This window comes from Filibacter tadaridae, from assembly GCF_900609045.1.
GTDB classification, from domain to species: domain Bacteria; phylum Bacillota; class Bacilli; order Bacillales_A; family Planococcaceae; genus Sporosarcina; species Sporosarcina tadaridae.
The window spans coordinates 110,553-129,372 of the sequence record NZ_UXAV01000041.1; the positions used below are offsets into that span (position 1 = coordinate 110,553).

Below are 18,820 nucleotides of genomic sequence, written 5' to 3' on the forward strand. Positions count from 1 at the left end.
TTTATCGCTCCCTTCCTTCAGTGAGCATTTGCTGCGACATCCAAAGGTCTCCCACTTCACCTTGCACATTATCGAAATTCTGATGCAAAGCTTGAATCATTATTGCTCTATCTTTTGTTTTAATCGCTTTAATATAAACCTCATGATTTTTCAGTATTCGTGTGAAATCATCGTACTTTTCTTCTAAGCGCATTCTCATTGATAAAAGAATTAAACTTTCCATAACAGGTTTCGTATTATTCCAAATCAGCATGATGTAAGAATGATTGATCGAACGAATAATCGTTTCATGAAATAATACATCTTGATAGGAGAACTCATCTGCATCTTTGTATTTAATAGCAACTTCCATCATTTCAAGTATCTTACTTAACTCTCTTACTAATTCACTTGTGTCTATTTTCACGATCCGTTCATACACGAACGTTTCGATTAGCAAACGCACATCATATATTTCCTTTATATCCTGTTCAGTTAAACCGACTACAACCGCGCCCATTCTTTCTAGTCGGATAATATTTTCAGATGCCAGTATTTTCAATGCTTCACGAATAGGTGAGCGACTAACTTCAAATTCTGATGCTAATTTATTTTCCGATAAAATAGTGCCCTTTGTAATCATGCCCGAAATAATCCGCGTTCTAACCTCGCATGCTAAACGCACACCAGTAGAAGCGCCCGCACCCCATTTTGGAGGGTATATAAACTCTTTGGTTTTGCTCATAACATCCCTTCTTCCTTTGAATGTCGATATACTTGTATACAAGTATAATAGTGCAATTATCACGAAATGTAAACGCTTTTATGATGGAATAATAACGTTAACGGATGATTAGTTTTAGACCAAAAAACGACAACCCCTATTACGGAGTTGTCGCTTTTTGTTGTAGGGATAATTGTTTGCGTGCCAGTGTAGCTACTTTATTTCAACCAAGCCACTATATCTGCCTTCACATCATTGCCATTCCAAAAAGCCAGCGCCTCTGCCTCCCCTATCCTTTCAACGAGATGCCCGACGTAATCCATCCCCAGTAAATAGCCTAATCGGTTAGAACCGAAATAGCTGCCGCCGGATAAGCGGAACCACTCCTTTTCCTTGACCATGTCCCATCCCGATAACACATCTTCCAGAAAGCGTTTTTTCACTTCAAGTTTATTCTCTTCATAACACTTCACCCACAAATCCCCGTCGTCATCGTACGTGAAATACACTGACTTATTTAGACCGGGAACGATTTTTTGTGATAAATACGTCGCTGCCCCCTCCGTATAAAGTGTTGTAAGACCGTGCATCCAATCGACTGACCTCCAGTCCATCCCCTGCTTAGCAGCGAATGAAAAATGAGTGACATGGCCAATTTCATGTGCAACAATCACCTTTAAATGATTGGATACAGGAGACAATTTTTCAACCGCAAAGTAAATATCTCCCTTAATTTCCCTTGTGACAAATGCATTCGAACCAAACGTGCCAACAAGGATATTATAGTTAATAGCAAGATCATTATTGAAGACGTTCATATAGACTCCATCAATCTCTTCGATAATTTCGGGTAGCTTCCCCGACATGGTACGTATATCTTCGATTTTACTAGGGTATTTATCAATTGCTGCCTGAAGACGTTCTTCAGTTTTCGGACAGTGGTTCGGAAAATACTGGTCAAATATCTCTGGATGCCTGTTAATATAAGTCTGTAAATCGGGTAATTCAAATTCCTTCTTAGATTCGTACAGCTCCAGAAAGTCTGGAATGCAATTTTTAATCCGCAAGTGAATTCCTCCCTTTTTTCAGTCTACCACCGGCTTCGTAATAGTTGAAAATAAAAATTGAAATTTCCGTAAATACTTATCGGCATGGTAGAATAAGCCAGAAAATTGTTATACCTGGTGTTGTATCCTGTGTCACTCATACAAACATGAAAGTTTAAACAATCAAGACAGTTGAAAAAAACGCGAAAGTTTGAGTGACTGTCACCGCAGATTTGATAAATATATCGCAGAGAAGCGTCAACAATATTCGTGTTTGTGCTTTCCCTTTTATATCCTTGTTAGTATAAATGGAAACATCATAAAGCAAGTAGTAAAGTTTTGACACCTAAACCATCGTTAATCATTAGGGTAGCCACAAAGTTCTACTAAAGTTCCCGCAGTTGATGCAGGATTAATATAAATAAGCCTTCTCCCACGTGTGTTAGTACGTAGTGTGTCCTCTAGAAAACGAATCCCTTTTTCTTTCGCCTCGAGTATTGCTTTGTCCAAATCTTCAACTCGATATGCAATATGATGCACCCCTTTTCCCCGTTGCTTTATAAACCGGGCAATTGGAGAGTTCTTGTTGGTTGGTTCCAGTAATTCAATTACTTTATCATTCGTTCTGACCACAGCAACATGCACTTCAACACCAGGTGCATCACTTGTATAACGATCCTCCAACAATCCATTTAGTACATTAAGATAGAACGGAAGCACATCATCGATACTTCTAACAGCAATTCCAACATGATCTAAAACATGGTCCAATTTAGTTCCTCCGTTCGGTATCCAGCGAATTGTCACTCATACAAACATGAACGTTTGAGTGACTGTCACCATGGACTTTTCTAAATTTATTTCCCAACAGGGTCTATCGGTTCCTTCCCCGTTAAAACAGCAACTAAATTCTCGGCCGCTCGCATCGCCATTGCCGCTTCCGTTCTCGCTGTAGCGGATCCGATGTGAGGGACAGTAACGACATTCGACATTTGAAGTAATGGGTTATCTTGATCCACAGGCTCTTTTTCAAATACATCCAATCCTGCTCCGTAGATCTCCCCATTTTGTAATGCATGAATAAGCGCTTGTTCATCTACTGTCTGACCGCGAGATACATTTATGAAAATGGCTGATTTCTTCATCAATTTAAATTCTTCTTCGCCAATAATTTGGAACGTCTCAGGTGTAAGAGGGGTCATCAACACGATATAATCGGCACGTGTTAAAAGCGACGTCAAGTCGCAATACTCTGCACCATACTTGTCTTCAGCTTCCGGTTTTCTGTTCCGATTAAAATAAAGGACATCCATATTAAATCCGAATTTCGCTCTTCTTGCAATCGCTTCTCCAATCCGCCCCATACCAATGATGCCTAGCGTGGTACCATGTACATCCAATCCATAAGTCTCGTGATAATTTGTCGTTGGTTTCCAGCTTCCTTCTTTGACAAACTGATCTAATTCAGTGATGCGTCTAGCAGTGGATAAAATCAGTGCAAATGCTAAATCCGCAACCGTTTCATCCAACACATAAGGAGTATTGGTTCCAATTATATTTCGTTTATTCATAGCTTCTACATCAAAATTATTGTAACCAACAGATACGTTACTAATGACTTTTAAAAGAGGGGCGTGATTCAGCAGCTCGTCATCAATCACTCCAACCATACTGCTACCCGCCGTATATAATCCTTCAACATCGGTAATTTCCTTTAACAAAACATCTCTTGTAATCCGTCCATCGCCCTGCCATTCACGAATATCACAATAAGTTGCCATAAATTCTTTCACATGTTCAGGTACAGAATATGTTGAATACACTTTCGGTTTCACTTTTCATTCCCCCCTACTATTCAATAAAACCTGAATCCATCATTAACGGTGTCACCATGCGAAGCGAATTTTAACATCTTACATATTTGCGTTTGAAACCAAGTTTTCCTCTGTCTACTTCTTTTTGAATGCTTTCGTAAGCGTTTAGGATACTGCTTTTTTTCTTGTCTCGTTTGACTTCTACTGTACCTACTACACTTGCTGTTTTGACCGCCATTTCATGGAGCGGCAAATATGAAACGCCTACAGTGTGTAGAAAATTATTCATAGCGGATTTCGTTCGTTCTGGAGAATCGTGAATCGTGTTTTTCATGGTTTCAAGCATGCTGGTAATCTTGCTCTCGGAAAATTCAACGTCGGAGCGATTACCTAAAAGCCAACAGTAGCAACTCCAGCCCGCTGACATCCTCAGCTCTTCACCGCTTGCAATCCATTTATCAGCAACTTCTTGTGCAATATCTGACTCTGATAAAGTTACGGCCACTACATAATCGGACAGCATATAAAAATAGGCCGAATCAATCCAACGATCAAAATCCGATTCAGTCATTGCTTTTGGGTCTGCAATAATGCCCGCAAAGTACATGGCATCGTAGTTCCTTGTCGCATAAAGCTCTTCAGCTAACTGTTGATTTAATTTCAGGTTCTTTGCGATTGGTTTCATCGCACCTGTAGCCACGCCGAAAACAGGCTCATGCGCGCCATTGGATATGTATATTTTTTTAGTTCGTTCCTTGCCAAGGGCTTCAAGCTCCTGCATTACCATTTCTACATTCATCATTTAGCACTTCCTCTTTTCGGAGTATTCCTTCTACTATTTTGCCCATTGAATTCACAGTGCCACAGTCACTTATACAAACTGATGGCAATACGATACCCATTCGCAATTTCGAAACGAACATACGAGTCTGCCTATGTATACGTTCCACTTCGCTAAAAGTTCCACTCAATTGAAGGTATCGGGGAAATTAAATACGGATAGTAGAACGAAATTAATGGCTGGCGCTTTCTATTAATTGAAAAGTAGAACTTCTTGAGTTATATTTATACTACACTATCAAAGGGGATGAGCATATGGCAGATTGGCTTACTAGCTTACAAACGGACACTCCTCAACAAGGATTTGAACTTGCTTTAATGCTAGCAAGGAAAGGGGTTGCCTACACACAAACCTCTGCAGAAGTACGGGAAAAATTACGTTCTGACTACGCGGAAAATGCCGATAGTCTCACGATGGCATCACATGTTGTTGCAACACATTTTCAAACCGTCGCAGCTGCGAATAATTATTGGAAGTAAGTGAAAAAACAGCATAGGTATCTAATATTAGTTTAATCATATACAATACGGTTCTAGCCACTCATACAAACATGAACGTTTGAGCAATTACCACCCTATTACTCTGTAAAAAATAGCGCCAATTTCTCTTTTACTAGAAATCGGCACTTCGTTTTTCCCGCATTAACGGGCAGTAAGACCCCCAACTTCAAGTCCTTGAGAAAACAAGAAGAATAAGTGGGGGATCAACTGCCCGAAGTGCTTGCGGAATAAAATGCGATTCCGCTTTAAAGCCCGAATGGCTCAACTAACAATCAGTGGGGGATGAGGCAGACTAAATGCGCGACGTCCTGTCGCAACGTCTGCACTAGCACGTCCTGTGCGTCGAAAAACCCCCACTGATTGAAGTTTCGCTTTATTTGCTATTCGCCGCGTGATGTTTTTGGCGGTTGGCACACGTCACATTTACGTTGGTTATTATTGTTAAACTTTGTAAGTGTTTTTTCAAAGTTACTACCACATGCACATTTAAATAGTAGCTTTTGAGAAAAACCATGATATTCCGTCGTTAACAACTTACTATCCGAATTGTTCTCAACAAATATTTTAATTTTATCGATTGTCCATCGTTTGCTCATTCTCTTATACCTCCATATTTTATCGATAGGCGGAGGCTTTTTTCGGCATCCGTTCAATTATGAATAATTATCCTAATCCCCTCATTATAACATGTGCGAGCACACAATTAAACAGAGGGAAGGAATCTTATTCAACTGACCTGTTCCGCTGTAGAATAAGTACCTAGGTCGTACTCAAGAACCAAACGGACGCTACATCATTACCCTTTGATGTAGCTGATGAAGTTCACTGATGGGACAGCTATCAAACTCTTAATGCATTCATTACAAAATGGAAAACAGACACCCGCCGGTTTGCATACGCATATGTATAGTAGTATAAAATATGCAAAGGAAGTGGACTACATGCCAAACGACCAGCTGCAAATGCTGCTAACACAAACGCCGGAAGAAGGGTATAAACTGGCGGTTAAGCTTGCACAAAAAGGGATAGAGCTTACACAGCCTTCTGAAGAAATCAGGCAAATGTTGCGTCCGGTATATTCCAGAAATCCGGATAGCTTAATAGCGGCATCACAAGTCGTCGCGATTCATTTTCAAACAGTAGCTGCCGCAAACAACTATTGGAGGATGTGGACACCACTTTATCGGTAACACCTAATTGATTGGATAGTGAAAGGTACCGGGTTATAAAGCAATTCAAAGTTGTTTTATAACCCGGTACCCAAAATTAATTATTTAAACTTTTACGATCATTTCTTGCATACATCACATTGTTCAATTCTTCTGTTGCGTCGTTCCAACAACATTCTTTCACTCGAAGTTACTAAGCAGTTCGCGCACTTCATCTGTTGACTCTGTGCTCATCAATTGATTTCTCAATTCACCTGCCCCTTTGAACTCACGAATATAGATCTTAAAAAAGCGACGAAGAGGCTTGAATGGTAGAGGCTCCAATTCTGTTGAATATTTATCGTGGAGGTCAAGCTGCAACCTTAAAAGATCAAGCAATTCCTTACTACTATGTTCTCTTGGCTCTTTTTCAAAAGCAAATGGATTTTTGAAAATACCTCGTCCAATCATAACCCCATCCACACCGTATTGTTCAGCGAGCTCCAAGCCAGTTTGACGATCAGGAATATCCCCATTGATTGTCAAAAGTGTATCTGGCGCTACCTCATCACGAAGTTTCTTAATCTCCGGGATTAGTTCCCAATGCGCATCTACTTTGCTCATTTCCTTTTTGGTACGCAGATGAATGGATAGATTTGCGATGTCTTGTTCCAATATGTGTGTCAACCAGCCGCGCCACTCGTCCACGTCCGTATAACCAAGCCTTGTCTTCACACTTACAGGCAATCCTCCTGCTTTTGCTGCTTGTATGATATCTGCTGCATTATCAGGATAATTAATCAGCCCGCTTCCTTTCCCTTTTGCCGCCACATTAGGCACAGGGCAGCCCATATTGATATCCACCCCCTTAAAACCTTGTTTCGCCATACCAATACTCATTTCCCGAAAGTTTTCAGGCTTATTCCCCCATATATGGGCCACAATGGGTTGTTCATCTTCTGTAAAAGTCAAACGTCCGCGCAAACTAAAGATACCTTCTGGATGACTGAAACTCTCCGTATTCGTAAACTCAGTAAAAAACACATCAGGCTTTGCTGCTTCACTCACTACATGGCGAAAAACAACATTCGTTACATCTTCCATTGGCGCTAATATAAAAAACGGTCGTGGTAACTCACGCCAAAAATTATCTTTCATACTCGAATTCAAATCCTTTCATTATTTTCCCGTACCTGGAACGATCAATTATGATTGTTTAAACCTTCACGATAGTATCTTACATAGGCACGTTAAATTCATGTTAATCTTACCACAAAAAGTAGAAAACGAAGGCGCCTAGATTTTTTTTAGTTACCTAGGTTATCGTCTTTCATTTTCATATTTAAAGCATCATAATCCTCTTTACTAAAAGTTACGGTTACCCTGGCGACTCTTTTTGAATTTGGATACAAATATAATTGTTGATTAAACTTCACCCCTAGCGGAGCAATCATTTGATAGATCAGATTTAAAATATGGAAACAATCTAAATCCACGCCATCTTTCAAATGATTTTTCATACTTATAACCACAATATTCTCAATGGTTTCGAATCTAACTTTTCTGAGAGAAATATCATTAACCTTGCACATTTTCTTTATAAGTTGCTTGAAAACATCCGAATCCACTTCATTTCCCCCTATAGTAACTTGTACTTCCTAAACAATCTGGCCCGATCAAGCAAAAATGGGCGCAATGCTTATTCTGCGAAAGTCCGGATAATGGAAATCAATAATTAAAGATGATAGTCAAATACAACGTATACAACACGCCAAATTAGGTATGCAGTAATAATTACGTTGAAAATAATCGGTACCACTTTTTTTAATTCAATATCAAAGTTATTGAGAATAAAGCGGTATAAAAGAAAAATGACAGTTATTAAAACGAAATTAAACAGTGGGAAGCCGACACTATAAACAAGTTTTGAACCAATACCAATGTCACCAGGCGGTCCATCAGCAGCTGTAAAACGTACACTGTAAGTCCACAATATTAGCATCCAGTGAAACCCATAAGTCCAAGCGATTACTCCCATGAAATAAAACAAGTTAGCAAAAAAACCTTCACTTTACATTCTCCTAAAAGACACTCTTAATTAGTATCACTGCAACAAAGTGGCCCTAATACTGAATAAGCGCAGATCCTTACTTTGGAAATGCGCCCATTTATCGAACAAGTTGATACTTATTTTTTAGGCATAGCGAATGTCGCAGAAATACCATTGTTTTCTTCAATTTTCATAAATATTTCATTAAGAACTTCTAATGCTCTTTCTTTTGATTCATACTTCCCCAAGTCTTTACTCCATTCGTCTAAAGTCGAACTGCTAACAAAACCTTTTATTTTTTTCCCGTTTACAGTAACTTCTTTTACATTTATCAAACTTTGGTTATCTTGTGTAGAAATCCATAACATAGAAAAACTCATCCCTTTCATCCATACTTATTTCCAATCTATACCACAACTTGGCCCGATCTTTGAAGTCAGTTCTTATTGAAATTAAATCAGACTAGCACAACAAGTATAACATTTATAATTCACCATACGTATGGCTTTCACATTAATCATCCAGAAGATGTGAAGGGGTAAGCGCCTATCTTTTACAGGTACATTTGTAGTCATTCAGAGAGAAAGCATTTTACGGTGACAGTCACTCACACTTTAGAGTTTTCCATGAAATACGCTTCGGCGACCACTATGAAGGCGCCTGCGCTAGATTTACTTAATTGCGTGAGTGCTGTGCATTGTAAAATGCCATCCTAACACCATAATCCCTGAACCCAGCAACGTTTTCTTACCACACAACATATTCTCGAAAGCTCACAACATAATCCCCGAACCTCGCAACGTTTTCTCCACACCTCACAACGACTAAGGATGCCAGGTACCGCCACCATTTGCGCACTACAAATCGTGGCGGTACCTGGCATCCCGTGACAAATTTTAGTTATTCGTTTTTCATGTCCACAAAACCCCTACTATACAACTAGCGAACAGAAGGAGTAGAAATAAGGCAGAGAGTATCCAGTCATTAATTCCCAGCGGTATTGGTTTATAGAATTCGCTACGCGGCGCACCCGTGAAACCTCGTGCTTCCATCGCGAATGCCGCCCGTTCAGCTTTTCGTACCGCAGCCGCAAGGAGAGGGATCAGTATTCTTTTCATCCCAAAAATGCGCTGCCACCACCATTTTTCATCCCCAACGCCTCGCAACCTATGGGCGTGCCGGATTTGAATGAATTCATCTTTGACAACAGGCAAGAATTGATAGCCAACCAACATCCCATAAGCAAGTTTCGGCGACAGTCGGAACTGCTGCATTAAACTCATCACGAATTTCACCGGTTGTGTTGTCAAGGCAAAAAGAAGCGAAATAGAAGAAAAGGCGATGACGCGAAAGGATAGCGATAACGCCCGTGACAATTGTTCGTTCGTTACGACAATACTTTTCCATGTCCAAATGACCATACCTCCAGTTTCAGCGGCAAATAAAACCGTCGTCCACAAATAACCGAAAGCCGTAATAGAGAAAGGAATCATCATAAGTAGCCACAGTTTCCAGTTCACACGACTTAGAACCAATTGAATAGATACAATCCCAACAAAAAACAATGCAGGTGTCCAAGGGTTGAAAAACCAAGCCAGCGTCAACATGGAAACGACGACTACGAGAAATTTAATAGCAGGATTCATGTCATGAAGTTGTTCACGAAATTCCACAAAGAACACCCCCTACAGGTGGGAGTAGCGCATGTTCATATAGAAGCGTTTCATTTCCCCAAACGTCTGCCGCATTAAATCGACCTGTTACTTGTCCTTCTTTCATTAAATAAACAGTATCGGCAACGGATGCTGCAAACTCCATATCATGCGTCACGATGAGCACAGCAAGACCCTCTTCTGCCCGAGCGTGAATCAGGTGGTGAAGTTCCAACAAAGCCGCTTCATCTTGCCCACTCGTCGGTTCATCCAACAGTAAGACAGGTCGTTTTTCAGCAAGCATGGCTGCAATTGCCGTTCTTCGCTTTTGCCCATGACTGATTGCAAATGGGTGGGCGTCACGAATGTCGTCCAAACGCAACCGGTGCATTAAATCATCGACGAGTTCGGGCACCACATTTTTTGAAAAGAGAATTTCATCTTCCACCCGTTGTGAGACGAATAAGTGTTCAGGTGACTGGGGAACGTACCCCGGTAAAATGGTTCCACTTTCGATTATTCCTTTTGACAGAGGAATGATTCCACAAATCGTTTTCAATAGCGTCGATTTTCCGCTACCATTATGTCCTGCCAGTACGGCGATTTCCCCACGTTTCAGCTGTATGGACACATCTTTCAAAAGTTTTTTTCCCTTCACTTCCACAGAAATACCCCGCGCTTCAAATACAGTTTCCTCTTCGATAGATGTAAATCTTTTGGTGAATGAAATCGGAGCAGCTACTACGGAATCCGATTGTTCGACGAATCCGCCTGTAACTACTTTCAAACGACGACGGAAAAAGTCTTTCCAAGAATCAAGGCGATGTTCGACCGCCACAACTGTCCATCCGTATTTTCTTTGCAGTTCGTCCAACCAAATCACATATTCTTGTGCAGTTACTGGATCAAGATGTGACAAAGGCTCATCAAGTATAAGAACGTCCGGCTTCATCAAAATGGCACATGCTGTAGCAACGCGTTGCTTCATACCACCGGACAGCGTTTGAATACGTGCATTTCTTACGTGGGTTAACCCGGTCACATGTAGCGCTCCCATAATCCGTTCTTCCATAAGCGCACGCGGTACCTGTAAATTCTCCAAAGTGAACGCCATTTCTTCTTCCACCGTCGGCATGCAAAATTGGGAATCCGGATCTTGAAACACCGTAGCTATGCGGGCATTTACTTCACCAGGTGAATAGGCATTATGATTTTTTTCAAATAACGTGATTGAACCCGTGACAATTCCATCACAACTTACCGGATACAGGCGATTCATCAAATAGAGAAGTGTGCTTTTTCCACTTCCACTTGGGCCTGTAATGACAACACGTTCTCCTTGATGGATTGTGAATGAAACGTCCCGAAGAATAGGTTCATCGTCTTCGGGAAACTGGAATGTGACAGTACTGAATTCAATCACAACCGGGACGCGGCTTTCCTTTAACTCACTCAACAGACGTCTTCCTTTTTCCTAAAGATATTGCATAGCCACGGAGTGCCCCAGTTGCAAGAAGACCGTTAGAAACCCATTGCCCACCGAGTCCTGCAATGAGTGCACCACTCATGATACGAAGTCCGAGCATTAATGCTAAATAAGAAGGCGCCAATGCCGAGTAGCCCGATACGAAAAAGCCGTACGCGAAACTAAACAATGCAGCGCCGATACCTGCAAGAATCAGAACCCATGTATTGAAACGTTTATAGCCCGTTATCGCAAATGCAGCCTCCGCACCAAGGCCTTGCACCAGTCCACTCAAAATAAGACGGGGGCCGACTGCGTTGCCGATCATCACTTCAATTACCGCTGCCATTGTTTCAGATAAAACTGCGGCCCCAGGTTTCCGAATAATGTACATAGAAATGATGGAAACAATAAACCAAATCCCAAACATCCATTCAAACGCAATCGGTCCGATAAAACCCGACCAAATATTACCGACATGGACGAATAATAAATAGACAACGGCGAATACGACGGAAAACACGGATAGCAGAACAACTTCTTTTAGTTTCCATGATTTGAGCATATTATGAACCCCCTTTGTGTGAAGGGCTGTTAATGCTCATGTTTACTGTCATGACGAGGTGCTTATTCTGTTCGGAACGTGCGTGCATAAATGTTTCTTCCAAAAAAGCAAATACATCATGAATGTCCCCGTGCAATCCACTTGCATAATGCATACTTTCGTTAAAGACACCGCATTCTTTCGCACGTTCTACTTCTTTGTAAATAATCGCCATATAATCTGGATTGTTCATCGGATATAACCCAAATTGCGAAGATACATATTGACGATAGTCTTTAACGTTAGGTTCATTCACCAAGACATCCTCTTTTTCTAAATAACTGTCGCCCGTAGTATCGCCAGGACAACCAATTGAAAAAGTCCCATTAAATGCAACATGCGCTCCTGTTGCCGCTGCATGTAAAACGATGGCCTTCGCTGTATCAAAAACGTGAATTTCCTTCCCACGCATGACGGTACTAACATCATCTGTATGCATCCACACATTCGATGTATCCGCTTTGGAGAGAGCCCCTTTAATAATTTCTACAAAGTTGTCCGCCATTGGATGGATTGAAAACCTCAATCCAACAATCGGACTCGTACCGCAAGACAAAGATGATTTCAAAATCGTTTCCCCCTATTTTTCTCCACAAAAAAAGCCGCACCCGTGAAGCTGCAGCTATTTTTCACGTATAGAGATCTAGTGAAAAAGTAACCGCACTTCCCCACGCCAGTATTACCTGGTTCGAGTTATAAGGGATTGTAGCAAATGCTCTCATCTCAGCCAAAAATAGGCACCCCTAGTGCAGAAAACGTATGCGATTTTTAATGTGAATCTATTATTTTGCCGAAGTCTCTTCAGCGCCTTTAGTGTATAGTATGAATCTTTCTTTGTAAAGCAATAATTCAAAGTTATATAATCTTCAGTAGCTGCGTGAGAAACAATCATGATTGTTTAAACCTTTACGATAATTTCTTGCACAGGTAGATTACACTCAATGACGTGCTTCAATAAACTGCGAATGATTTTTCGTCGCGATAAAGGAATGCGTGAACATCTTGCCGTCTTCTTTTTTACGTACACCCTTTAATAAGGAACCGTTTGTAATGCCTGTGGCAACAAAGAAACAAGCGTCGGTTTTTACGATTTCATCCATTGTTAATACAGCTAGTGGATCAGCTATGCCCATCTTGATGCAACGCGCAAATTCTTCATCATTTTCAGGAACAAGTCTTCCTTGGAAGTCTCCTCCAAGACACTTCAAAGCGACAGCAGCAATGACGCCTTCTGGTGCACCGCCAGTGCCCACTAACAGATCTACATCCTCTTCATCAATAGCAGTCGAAATCGCACCCGTTATATCTACATCAGAAAACATTCGTACTTTCGCACCTACATCATACACTTGTTTTATCAAATGATCATGCCGCGGTCTGTCCTGTATCATTACTGTCAATTCACTTACATCTTTCCCTAATGCCAGTGCAACTGATTTCATGTTTTCTGTTAGAGAAACATTCAGATTGATGCTACCTTTTGCTTTTGTCCCGACTGCAATCTTTTCCATATACATATCAGGTGCATGTAATAGTGTCCCCTGCTTTGCCACCGCGATGACAGCCAGTGAATTATCCTGCCCTTTTGAGACAAGTGTCGTTCCTTCAACTGGGTCAACTGCTATATCAACAGAAGACCCATTACCCGTTCCAAGCCTTTCGCCAATATAAAGCATTGGTGCCTCATCCATTTCCCCTTCTCCAATGACAATACGGGCATCCATGTCTATGTGGCCCATTGCATCCCTCATCATTTTTGTTGCAGCGCCATCCGCCTTATTCTTATCCCCTCTACCAATCCACGGGTACACAGCAGTTGCAGCTTGTTGTACGACTTTTAAAAACTCACTGGTTAGTAACTGTATATCTTGACGTTTTTCCACCTGTAATTCCGTCAATCCGTTCACCCTTCCCATAACTATTTAATTGTTTTTGATAGTAAAAACTACTTAAATAAAAAACCACTGCCCATTTATCCAATTACGACTGTCGATGGGCAGTGGATATTAATTGTTAAACTACTTTTTTAGCATTCATTGTTTTTAAAAATGTTTCAAGAATCAGATAGGCTGATGCAGCACCAGGATCTATCGTCCCCAGAGAACGCTCTCCAAGACGGCTTGACCTTCCTCGTTTGGATAACATATCTTTAGTCGACTCCATACCTTGATATGCACTAGCAACTGCTTCAGTAAATGAAACTACGAAATTATTGGATTTATCAAAGCTGGCCTGCAAAGTTTCTAAAGCAGGTTGAAGTGAATCAACCATAGTTTTATCGCCGACTTCAGCTTTACCACGTTCTTTGATGCCTTCGACAAATGCTACCCAGAAATCTTTCAGCTCTACATCATTTACCTCTGTTTTACCTTGAAAAGCCTTTGCCCCTCGCATAAAGCCAGTTGCGTAAAGCGGCCCTACTGACGATCCTACTGCGCTCAAAAATGTGCGGCCCGTCATGATAGCAATTTTGCCACAGTCCTGCTCGTATTTCAGTTCATCATTCAACTTATCATTGATTGCCTGCCAGCCAATTGACATTGTGACGCCATGATCACCGTCTCCAAGTTTCCGATCCAGTTCACACAAATATTCTTTTTGTTCTTCTATCATTGTTACCACATTCATTAAAAAATTTTTCAACTCATCGGCAGTCATTTTCATTGATAGGTCCCCCTTATTTTTGAGTGTACATCGCGCAATCTGCCGGATGATCGACCAGCTCAGCTAGCTCGTCATCCAATTTCATGATTGTAATAGATGCGCCGCCCATTTCAAGTGATGTACTATAGTCGCCAACATATGAACGATGAATAACGATTCCTTTTTCATTCAATAAATGTTTAACCCGTCTAAACATAATGTAAAGTTCCATTCTTGTTGTAGAACCTAATCCATTGACCAGTACAGCGACTTTCTCGCCGGATTCAATTGGCATATCAGCGAAAATGTCTCGTACAAGACGATCCACTACTTGGTCAGCAGGCTGCAATTCACCTTTTTCAAGACCAGGCTCGCCATGATGTCCCAAACCAATTTCCATTTCGTTTTCTTCAAGTTCAAAGCTCGGTTTTCCAGTTTGCGGAAGTGAACAAGGTGTCAAACCTACACCCATTGTCCGCATGGAATCATTTGCTTTTTGTGCAATACGTACAACATCATCAAAACCGAATCCCTTATCTGCAGCAGCACCAGCTGCTTTCGTAACAAAGAACTCACCCGCAATTCCCCGGCGTTTTTCCATTTCGTCTTTCGGGGCGGAAGCAACATCATCTGTTACAATCACTGAACCCACTTTAATACCACTTTCAAGGTCTGCAAGTTCGGCTGCCATGCTGAAGTTCATAAGATCTCCTGCATAGTTACCATATATATAGACAACACCTTCGCCTTTGTCAATCACTTTTGTTGCTTCCAAAATCGGATCAGGAGGTGGTGAAGCAAAAATGTTACCTACCGCCACGCCATCTGCCATTCCATCTCCGACATATCCCATAAAGGCCGGTTCATGACCGGAACCGCCGCCAATCAGTACGCCGACTTTCCCTTCACGTGTTTCTTTGGCCGTTACGATTGAGCGTGCATTTTCCGATAACTGTCTCACATGGTTTGGGTGTGCCAATACATACCCTTCAATCATTTCCTCGACAACATATCTTGGGTTATTAATTAGCTTTTTCACGCTTGAACCCCTGCCTCTTTTAGAAACTCTTGTTCTTTGTCCATAATTTGCTGTACTTTTCTAGCTGAGTTCCCACCAGGAAATTCGGAATCAAGGTACATTTCCACTACTTTTTTAGCTGCCTCTATGCCAATCACATTTGCACCCATTGTTAGAACTTGTGCATCATTACTTTTTTGTGCACGTTCAGCAGAATACGTATCATGGCATAACGCCGCTCGAATGCCTGGTACTTTTCCTGCTGCAATCGCCATCCCGATTCCAGTACCGCAAACAAGGATAGCGCGATCTAGTTCATTTTCATTAATAGCTTCCGCTACATCAAATGCAACTTGTGGATAATCTATTTCCGTACATGAGTCCTGGGAGCCATAATCGACTACCTCATGTCCAAGTCCTTCTATGTATTTTATTAAACTGCCTTTCATATCAAACGCGTTATGGTCAGATCCTAATCCTATCTTCATAATACATCGCCCCTTCAATAGTTTCCTTGTTTTTCATACAATCTATATTCACATTTTTTCATTTCCGCACACAAAAGTCAATCCTGTTTTTCATTTACTTTCATTTATAATCGTTTGGCGATAATTCATAAAAAAAGCAGGAACATCTTATGAAAGACGTTCCCTTTTTCAATTATTATTGAGTAATTGCTATATCTGCTGCCTTAGCTGTTGCGTTCTCTTTCTTAGGTAATGTTACAAAAATCATCAGGATTGAACTGAAGACGTATAGACCTGAGTAAATCCAGAGGACACCCAGCGTGCCGACAGTACCGATGAAAATACCAACAATTGCCGGGCCAAGAAATGTACTGAGTCCCGCACCTAAATTTAAAATCGACATTGCTGCTCCCCTGTTTTCTGGTGCAAGCGACGGGATTAAAGCAGACAATGGTACAAACGCCGCTACACATGCTCCGAAACAAATTGCCACAGCCATAGTGGCAAGATAATTCGGACCGAATGTATGGGGAACGTAGTAGAGTCCCATGATGAAGACGGAACAACCTATTCCACCAAACCACATAACCGTATTTCTCCAGCCTACACGATCTCCGACAATCCCCCAAATTAAGTTGAAAATTACATTACTTGTCCAAAGCGCTCCATAAATTTGCAGCCATTCGGTACGCGTGAAACCGACATCCATCATAAATGCAGGTAAGAAGACTACTAAACCGTAAGCTCCTGCCGTATTGATTGTACGGACAATGCCGCCAATTCCAACCTTGGGCCGTTCGAATGCAATCGTGATCCCCTTAGATATATATTTGAACATAGCAGCTTTCGATTCAAACACCTTTCGGTTACTTCCATCATCTTTATTTAAAAAGATAGCTAATACCGAACCGATTGCTACAAAAATCAGTGCGCTCCAGAGTGTTTTCATTTCACCCAGATAAGGCAGTGCAAAGCTTGAATAATAAGCACCGAGCACATTCAACCCTCCTGCGAATGAAACCCAGAACCACCCTACAGCCGTTCCAAGTCTTTCAACTGGTGCATGATATGTCAGCCAAACTAAGAATGAATAAGCAAATAGCGGATAACCAAGTCCACGTAATGAATATGTGGGTATCATGACTGCTAGATTCATTGTCGGGATACCAACTGTCAAAAATACCACTGTCCCCGTAACGAATAAAATTAGTCCAAGCGTCATCACTTTCTTCGGCCCTAGTACTTCCGCAAGCACACCGGAAAGCCATGCTGCTACTGCAACCGCAAAACCATAGACGCTAAATAGGAGCGCGGATTGTTGTACTGATAAACCATTATCAATCAAATACGAAGATAACCAGCCTAACTCTAGCCCATCCCCCATCATAAATAGCAAAACGCCGAAATAGCCCAGAGCCATCTTGGAATCCATCCCCAGCTTTCCTAAAAGCCCCTTATTCATTGCACTTCCCCCAGTTCATTTAAGGTATAATGGATCCTACCAAAAGATAGAATTCTATTCTTTCACAGTTCTTTACAGACTTGGGTTTAGGATTACTTTAAGTGAGTCTGTTCCACTTCTAACTAAATCAAAGCCTTTTATGAAATCTTCCAAGGGTAACTCATGTGTCACGACACCTTCTGTTGGCAGGTCACCATTTACTATTCCTTTCATTACCGGTTCATAGCAGTACGGACCAAGGTGGGATCCTAGAACATCCAATTCTTTACGATCACTAATAATGCTCCAATCCACTGTTACAGGATCTTTAAATACACTGAACTCGACGAATGTACCTAACTTTCGGATCATGCTTAATCCTTGCTCAACAGATTTTTGTGCACCGGTTGCTTCTATATAGACGTCGCAGCCGTAGCCTTCCGTTAAGTCCTTCACAATTTTATCCACATTGTCTCTCATTGGGTTCAATACCATGTCTGCACCAAATTGCATTGCTAATTCGAGACGATCATCGAATAGGTCAAGGACAATTAGTTTACCAGCCCCTGATTTTTTAATAGCACCTATCATCCCAAGACCAAGTGTTCCTGCACCTGCAAGTACAACAACATCGTCAAGTTCTATTTTAGCGCGTTCCACTGCATGATAAGAGCATGCGTATGGCTCTATCAATATTGCCTTTTCAATCGGTAGACTCTCTGGAACTTTGTAATTAATAGCTTCTTTTGTGAACTTCATATACTCGGCCATTCCACCGTTTACATTGCTTTGAAATCCATAAAGATCGTGTTTCTGGCACATCCAGTACTGACCTCGGTTACAGAAACGGCAATCCCAGCACGGAACGATTTGTTCGGAAATAACTCGGTCACCAATTTGGAAATCCCCTTTAACACCTTCGCCAAGTTCAACGACATGCCCAATAAATTCATGCCCCGGTATCATTGGGGCTTTGATATAGGCTGGTTGTTTTTCATCTCCCCAAAAACTAGGTGCTCCATCAAAAGCTTTCAAATCTCCGGCGCAAATTCCACATGCTTCAACTTTTATAAGAATTTCACCATCAGTGATCTTAGGAACAGCTACTTCTTCAAGCCGGTAATCACCCGGTTCATAGGCTACAACCGCTTTCATCGTTTTAGGTATAGTTGTTTCCAAACTAGTTTTTTCTTCTATTTGATTGTTTGTAGACATTTAACATCTCTCCTACTAATAGTTTTTTTATTTCATGTTAATTGACATTCCACTAATAAGTTATTTCAGATTGTTTAATTTTACTTATGTAATCGTTTTCATTATAATATTTTTGTTATCGAACAGTCAATATATTTTATCGGTTTCTTTTGTTTATTTTCATTTACACTCGACCTTTTAAAATAATAACAATCGCAACTATTATTCATATCG

22 protein-coding genes and 1 riboswitch are annotated in these 18,820 nt (G+C 41.1%); of the genes, 2 read left to right on the forward strand and 20 right to left on the reverse strand.

Annotated elements, in window-relative coordinates; translation table 11 throughout:
• Position 1 precedes the first annotated feature (1 nt).
• From FILTAD_RS09045 to FILTAD_RS09065, 5 genes are all read right to left on the reverse strand, one after another.
• Positions 2–724: a GntR family transcriptional regulator gene (locus FILTAD_RS09045; RefSeq protein ID WP_124070283.1), complete on the reverse strand. Its 723-nt coding sequence runs from the start codon at positions 722–724 to the stop codon at positions 2–4.
• A 197-nt stretch (positions 725–921) separates the two neighbouring features.
• Positions 922–1,770 (reverse strand): aminopeptidase, encoded by an 849-nt coding sequence (locus tag FILTAD_RS09050; protein WP_415579292.1) that lies wholly within the window; start codon positions 1,768–1,770, stop codon positions 922–924.
• Between the two features lie 336 nt (positions 1,771–2,106).
• Positions 2,107–2,520, reverse strand: coding sequence for a VOC family protein (locus tag FILTAD_RS09055; RefSeq protein ID WP_124070287.1), 414 nt, complete (start codon positions 2,518–2,520; stop codon positions 2,107–2,109).
• Positions 2,521–2,606: 86 nt separating this feature from the next.
• On the reverse strand, positions 2,607–3,584 hold the full coding sequence (locus FILTAD_RS09060; protein WP_238988202.1) for a 2-hydroxyacid dehydrogenase: 978 nt from the start codon (positions 3,582–3,584) through the stop codon (positions 2,607–2,609).
• 70 nt (positions 3,585–3,654) lie between these two features.
• Positions 3,655–4,362 carry a DNA alkylation repair protein gene (locus tag FILTAD_RS09065; protein ID WP_124070388.1) on the reverse strand — a complete coding sequence of 236 codons (708 nt, stop codon included), beginning with the start codon at positions 4,360–4,362 and terminating at the stop codon, positions 3,655–3,657.
• Between the two features lie 296 nt (positions 4,363–4,658).
• Here FILTAD_RS09065 and FILTAD_RS09070 point away from each other — a divergent pair, with 296 nt between their 5' ends.
• Positions 4,659–4,883, forward strand: a complete 225-nt coding sequence (locus FILTAD_RS09070) for a hexameric tyrosine-coordinated heme protein (RefSeq protein ID WP_124070289.1) — start codon at positions 4,659–4,661, stop codon at positions 4,881–4,883.
• Positions 4,884–5,284: 401 nt separating this feature from the next.
• Here FILTAD_RS09070 and FILTAD_RS09075 read toward each other — a convergent pair whose 3' ends face one another.
• Positions 5,285–5,500: a hypothetical protein gene (locus FILTAD_RS09075; protein ID WP_124070290.1), complete on the reverse strand. Its 216-nt coding sequence runs from the start codon at positions 5,498–5,500 to the stop codon at positions 5,285–5,287.
• Positions 5,501–5,719: 219 nt separating this feature from the next.
• Here FILTAD_RS09075 and FILTAD_RS09080 point away from each other — a divergent pair, with 219 nt between their 5' ends.
• Positions 5,720–6,094 (forward strand): hexameric tyrosine-coordinated heme protein, encoded by a 375-nt coding sequence (locus FILTAD_RS09080; protein WP_238988203.1) that lies wholly within the window; start codon positions 5,720–5,722, stop codon positions 6,092–6,094.
• Between the two features lie 159 nt (positions 6,095–6,253).
• Here the strand turns inward: FILTAD_RS09080 and FILTAD_RS09085 are convergent, their stop codons facing one another.
• The 14 genes from FILTAD_RS09085 to FILTAD_RS09150 form a co-directional block, all read right to left on the reverse strand.
• The gene (locus FILTAD_RS09085; protein WP_203229684.1) at positions 6,254–7,210 is read right to left on the reverse strand and encodes a tRNA dihydrouridine synthase; all 957 of its coding nucleotides are present in this window, start codon (positions 7,208–7,210) and stop codon (positions 6,254–6,256) included.
• Positions 7,211–7,359: 149 nt separating this feature from the next.
• The gene (locus FILTAD_RS09090) at positions 7,360–7,680 is read right to left on the reverse strand and encodes a hypothetical protein (RefSeq protein ID WP_124070294.1); all 321 of its coding nucleotides are present in this window, start codon (positions 7,678–7,680) and stop codon (positions 7,360–7,362) included.
• A gap of 107 nt (positions 7,681–7,787) precedes the next feature.
• On the reverse strand, positions 7,788–8,054 hold the full coding sequence (locus FILTAD_RS09095; RefSeq protein WP_124070296.1) for a hypothetical protein: 267 nt from the start codon (positions 8,052–8,054) through the stop codon (positions 7,788–7,790).
• Between the two features lie 185 nt (positions 8,055–8,239).
• A complete protein-coding gene (locus FILTAD_RS09100; RefSeq protein ID WP_238988204.1) occupies positions 8,240–8,482 on the reverse strand; it encodes a hypothetical protein in 243 nt (80 codons plus the stop codon).
• Positions 8,483–9,013: 531 nt separating this feature from the next.
• Positions 9,014–9,775: an energy-coupling factor transporter transmembrane component T family protein gene (locus FILTAD_RS09105; RefSeq protein ID WP_345788894.1), complete on the reverse strand. Its 762-nt coding sequence runs from the start codon at positions 9,773–9,775 to the stop codon at positions 9,014–9,016.
• Positions 9,762–11,210: an ABC transporter ATP-binding protein gene (locus tag FILTAD_RS09110; RefSeq protein WP_203229685.1), complete on the reverse strand. Its 1,449-nt coding sequence runs from the start codon at positions 11,208–11,210 to the stop codon at positions 9,762–9,764. Before FILTAD_RS09110 ends, FILTAD_RS09105 begins: the two co-directional genes overlap by 14 nt.
• Positions 11,203–11,784 carry an ECF transporter S component gene (locus FILTAD_RS09115; protein WP_124070298.1) on the reverse strand — a complete coding sequence of 194 codons (582 nt, stop codon included), beginning with the start codon at positions 11,782–11,784 and terminating at the stop codon, positions 11,203–11,205. Before FILTAD_RS09115 ends, FILTAD_RS09110 begins: the two co-directional genes overlap by 8 nt.
• 1 nt (position 11,785) lies before the next feature.
• Entirely contained in the window at positions 11,786–12,391 is a 606-nt protein-coding gene (locus tag FILTAD_RS09120) for a YkoF family thiamine/hydroxymethylpyrimidine-binding protein (RefSeq protein WP_124070300.1), read from the reverse strand.
• 80 nt (positions 12,392–12,471) lie between these two features.
• A riboswitch (TPP riboswitch) is annotated at positions 12,472–12,578 on the reverse strand.
• Positions 12,579–12,761: 183 nt separating this feature from the next.
• Positions 12,762–13,721, reverse strand: coding sequence for a class II fructose-bisphosphatase (gene glpX, locus FILTAD_RS09125; RefSeq protein ID WP_124070398.1), 960 nt, complete (start codon positions 13,719–13,721; stop codon positions 12,762–12,764).
• Between the two features lie 115 nt (positions 13,722–13,836).
• Positions 13,837–14,487, reverse strand: coding sequence for a dihydroxyacetone kinase subunit DhaL (gene dhaL / locus FILTAD_RS09130; RefSeq protein ID WP_124070302.1), 651 nt, complete (start codon positions 14,485–14,487; stop codon positions 13,837–13,839).
• 13 nt (positions 14,488–14,500) lie between these two features.
• Positions 14,501–15,505: a dihydroxyacetone kinase subunit DhaK gene (locus FILTAD_RS09135; RefSeq protein WP_124070304.1), complete on the reverse strand. Its 1,005-nt coding sequence runs from the start codon at positions 15,503–15,505 to the stop codon at positions 14,501–14,503.
• The gene (gene rpiB, locus FILTAD_RS09140) at positions 15,502–15,972 is read right to left on the reverse strand and encodes a ribose 5-phosphate isomerase B (RefSeq protein WP_124070306.1); all 471 of its coding nucleotides are present in this window, start codon (positions 15,970–15,972) and stop codon (positions 15,502–15,504) included. The genes FILTAD_RS09135 and rpiB overlap by 4 nt, the downstream gene beginning before the upstream one ends.
• Positions 15,973–16,147: 175 nt before the next feature.
• Positions 16,148–17,413 (reverse strand): MFS transporter, encoded by a 1,266-nt coding sequence (locus FILTAD_RS09145; protein ID WP_124070308.1) that lies wholly within the window; start codon positions 17,411–17,413, stop codon positions 16,148–16,150.
• 72 nt (positions 17,414–17,485) lie between these two features.
• Positions 17,486–18,607, reverse strand: coding sequence for an MDR/zinc-dependent alcohol dehydrogenase-like family protein (locus FILTAD_RS09150; RefSeq protein WP_124070310.1), 1,122 nt, complete (start codon positions 18,605–18,607; stop codon positions 17,486–17,488).
• Between the last annotated feature and the right edge of the window lie 213 nt (positions 18,608–18,820).

Bases quoted from the DNA above. Each gene is read 5' to 3' on its own strand.
- FILTAD_RS09045 (WP_124070283.1), bottom strand. From the start codon at position 724: ATGAGCAAAACCAAAGAGTTTATATACCCTCCAAAATGGGGTGCGGGC.
- FILTAD_RS09065 (WP_124070388.1), bottom strand. From the start codon at position 4,362: ATGAATGTAGAAATGGTAATGCAGGAGCTTGAAGCCCTTGGCAAGGAA.
- FILTAD_RS09070 (WP_124070289.1), top strand. From the start codon at position 4,659: ATGGCAGATTGGCTTACTAGCTTACAAACGGACACTCCTCAACAAGGA.
- FILTAD_RS09075 (WP_124070290.1), bottom strand. From the start codon at position 5,500: ATGAGCAAACGATGGACAATCGATAAAATTAAAATATTTGTTGAGAAC.
- FILTAD_RS09080 (WP_238988203.1), top strand. From the start codon at position 5,720: ATGAAGTTCACTGATGGGACAGCTATCAAACTCTTAATGCATTCATTA.
- FILTAD_RS09085 (WP_203229684.1), bottom strand. From the start codon at position 7,210: ATGAAAGATAATTTTTGGCGTGAGTTACCACGACCGTTTTTTATATTA.
- FILTAD_RS09095 (WP_124070296.1), bottom strand. From the start codon at position 8,054: ATGCTAATATTGTGGACTTACAGTGTACGTTTTACAGCTGCTGATGGA.
- FILTAD_RS09100 (WP_238988204.1), bottom strand. From the start codon at position 8,482: ATGAGTTTTTCTATGTTATGGATTTCTACACAAGATAACCAAAGTTTG.
- FILTAD_RS09115 (WP_124070298.1), bottom strand. From the start codon at position 11,784: ATGCTCAAATCATGGAAACTAAAAGAAGTTGTTCTGCTATCCGTGTTT.
- dhaL (WP_124070302.1), bottom strand. From the start codon at position 14,487: ATGAAAATGACTGCCGATGAGTTGAAAAATTTTTTAATGAATGTGGTA.
- rpiB (WP_124070306.1), bottom strand. From the start codon at position 15,972: ATGAAGATAGGATTAGGATCTGACCATAACGCGTTTGATATGAAAGGC.
- FILTAD_RS09145 (WP_124070308.1), bottom strand. From the start codon at position 17,413: ATGAATAAGGGGCTTTTAGGAAAGCTGGGGATGGATTCCAAGATGGCT.
- FILTAD_RS09150 (WP_124070310.1), bottom strand. From the start codon at position 18,607: ATGTCTACAAACAATCAAATAGAAGAAAAAACTAGTTTGGAAACAACT.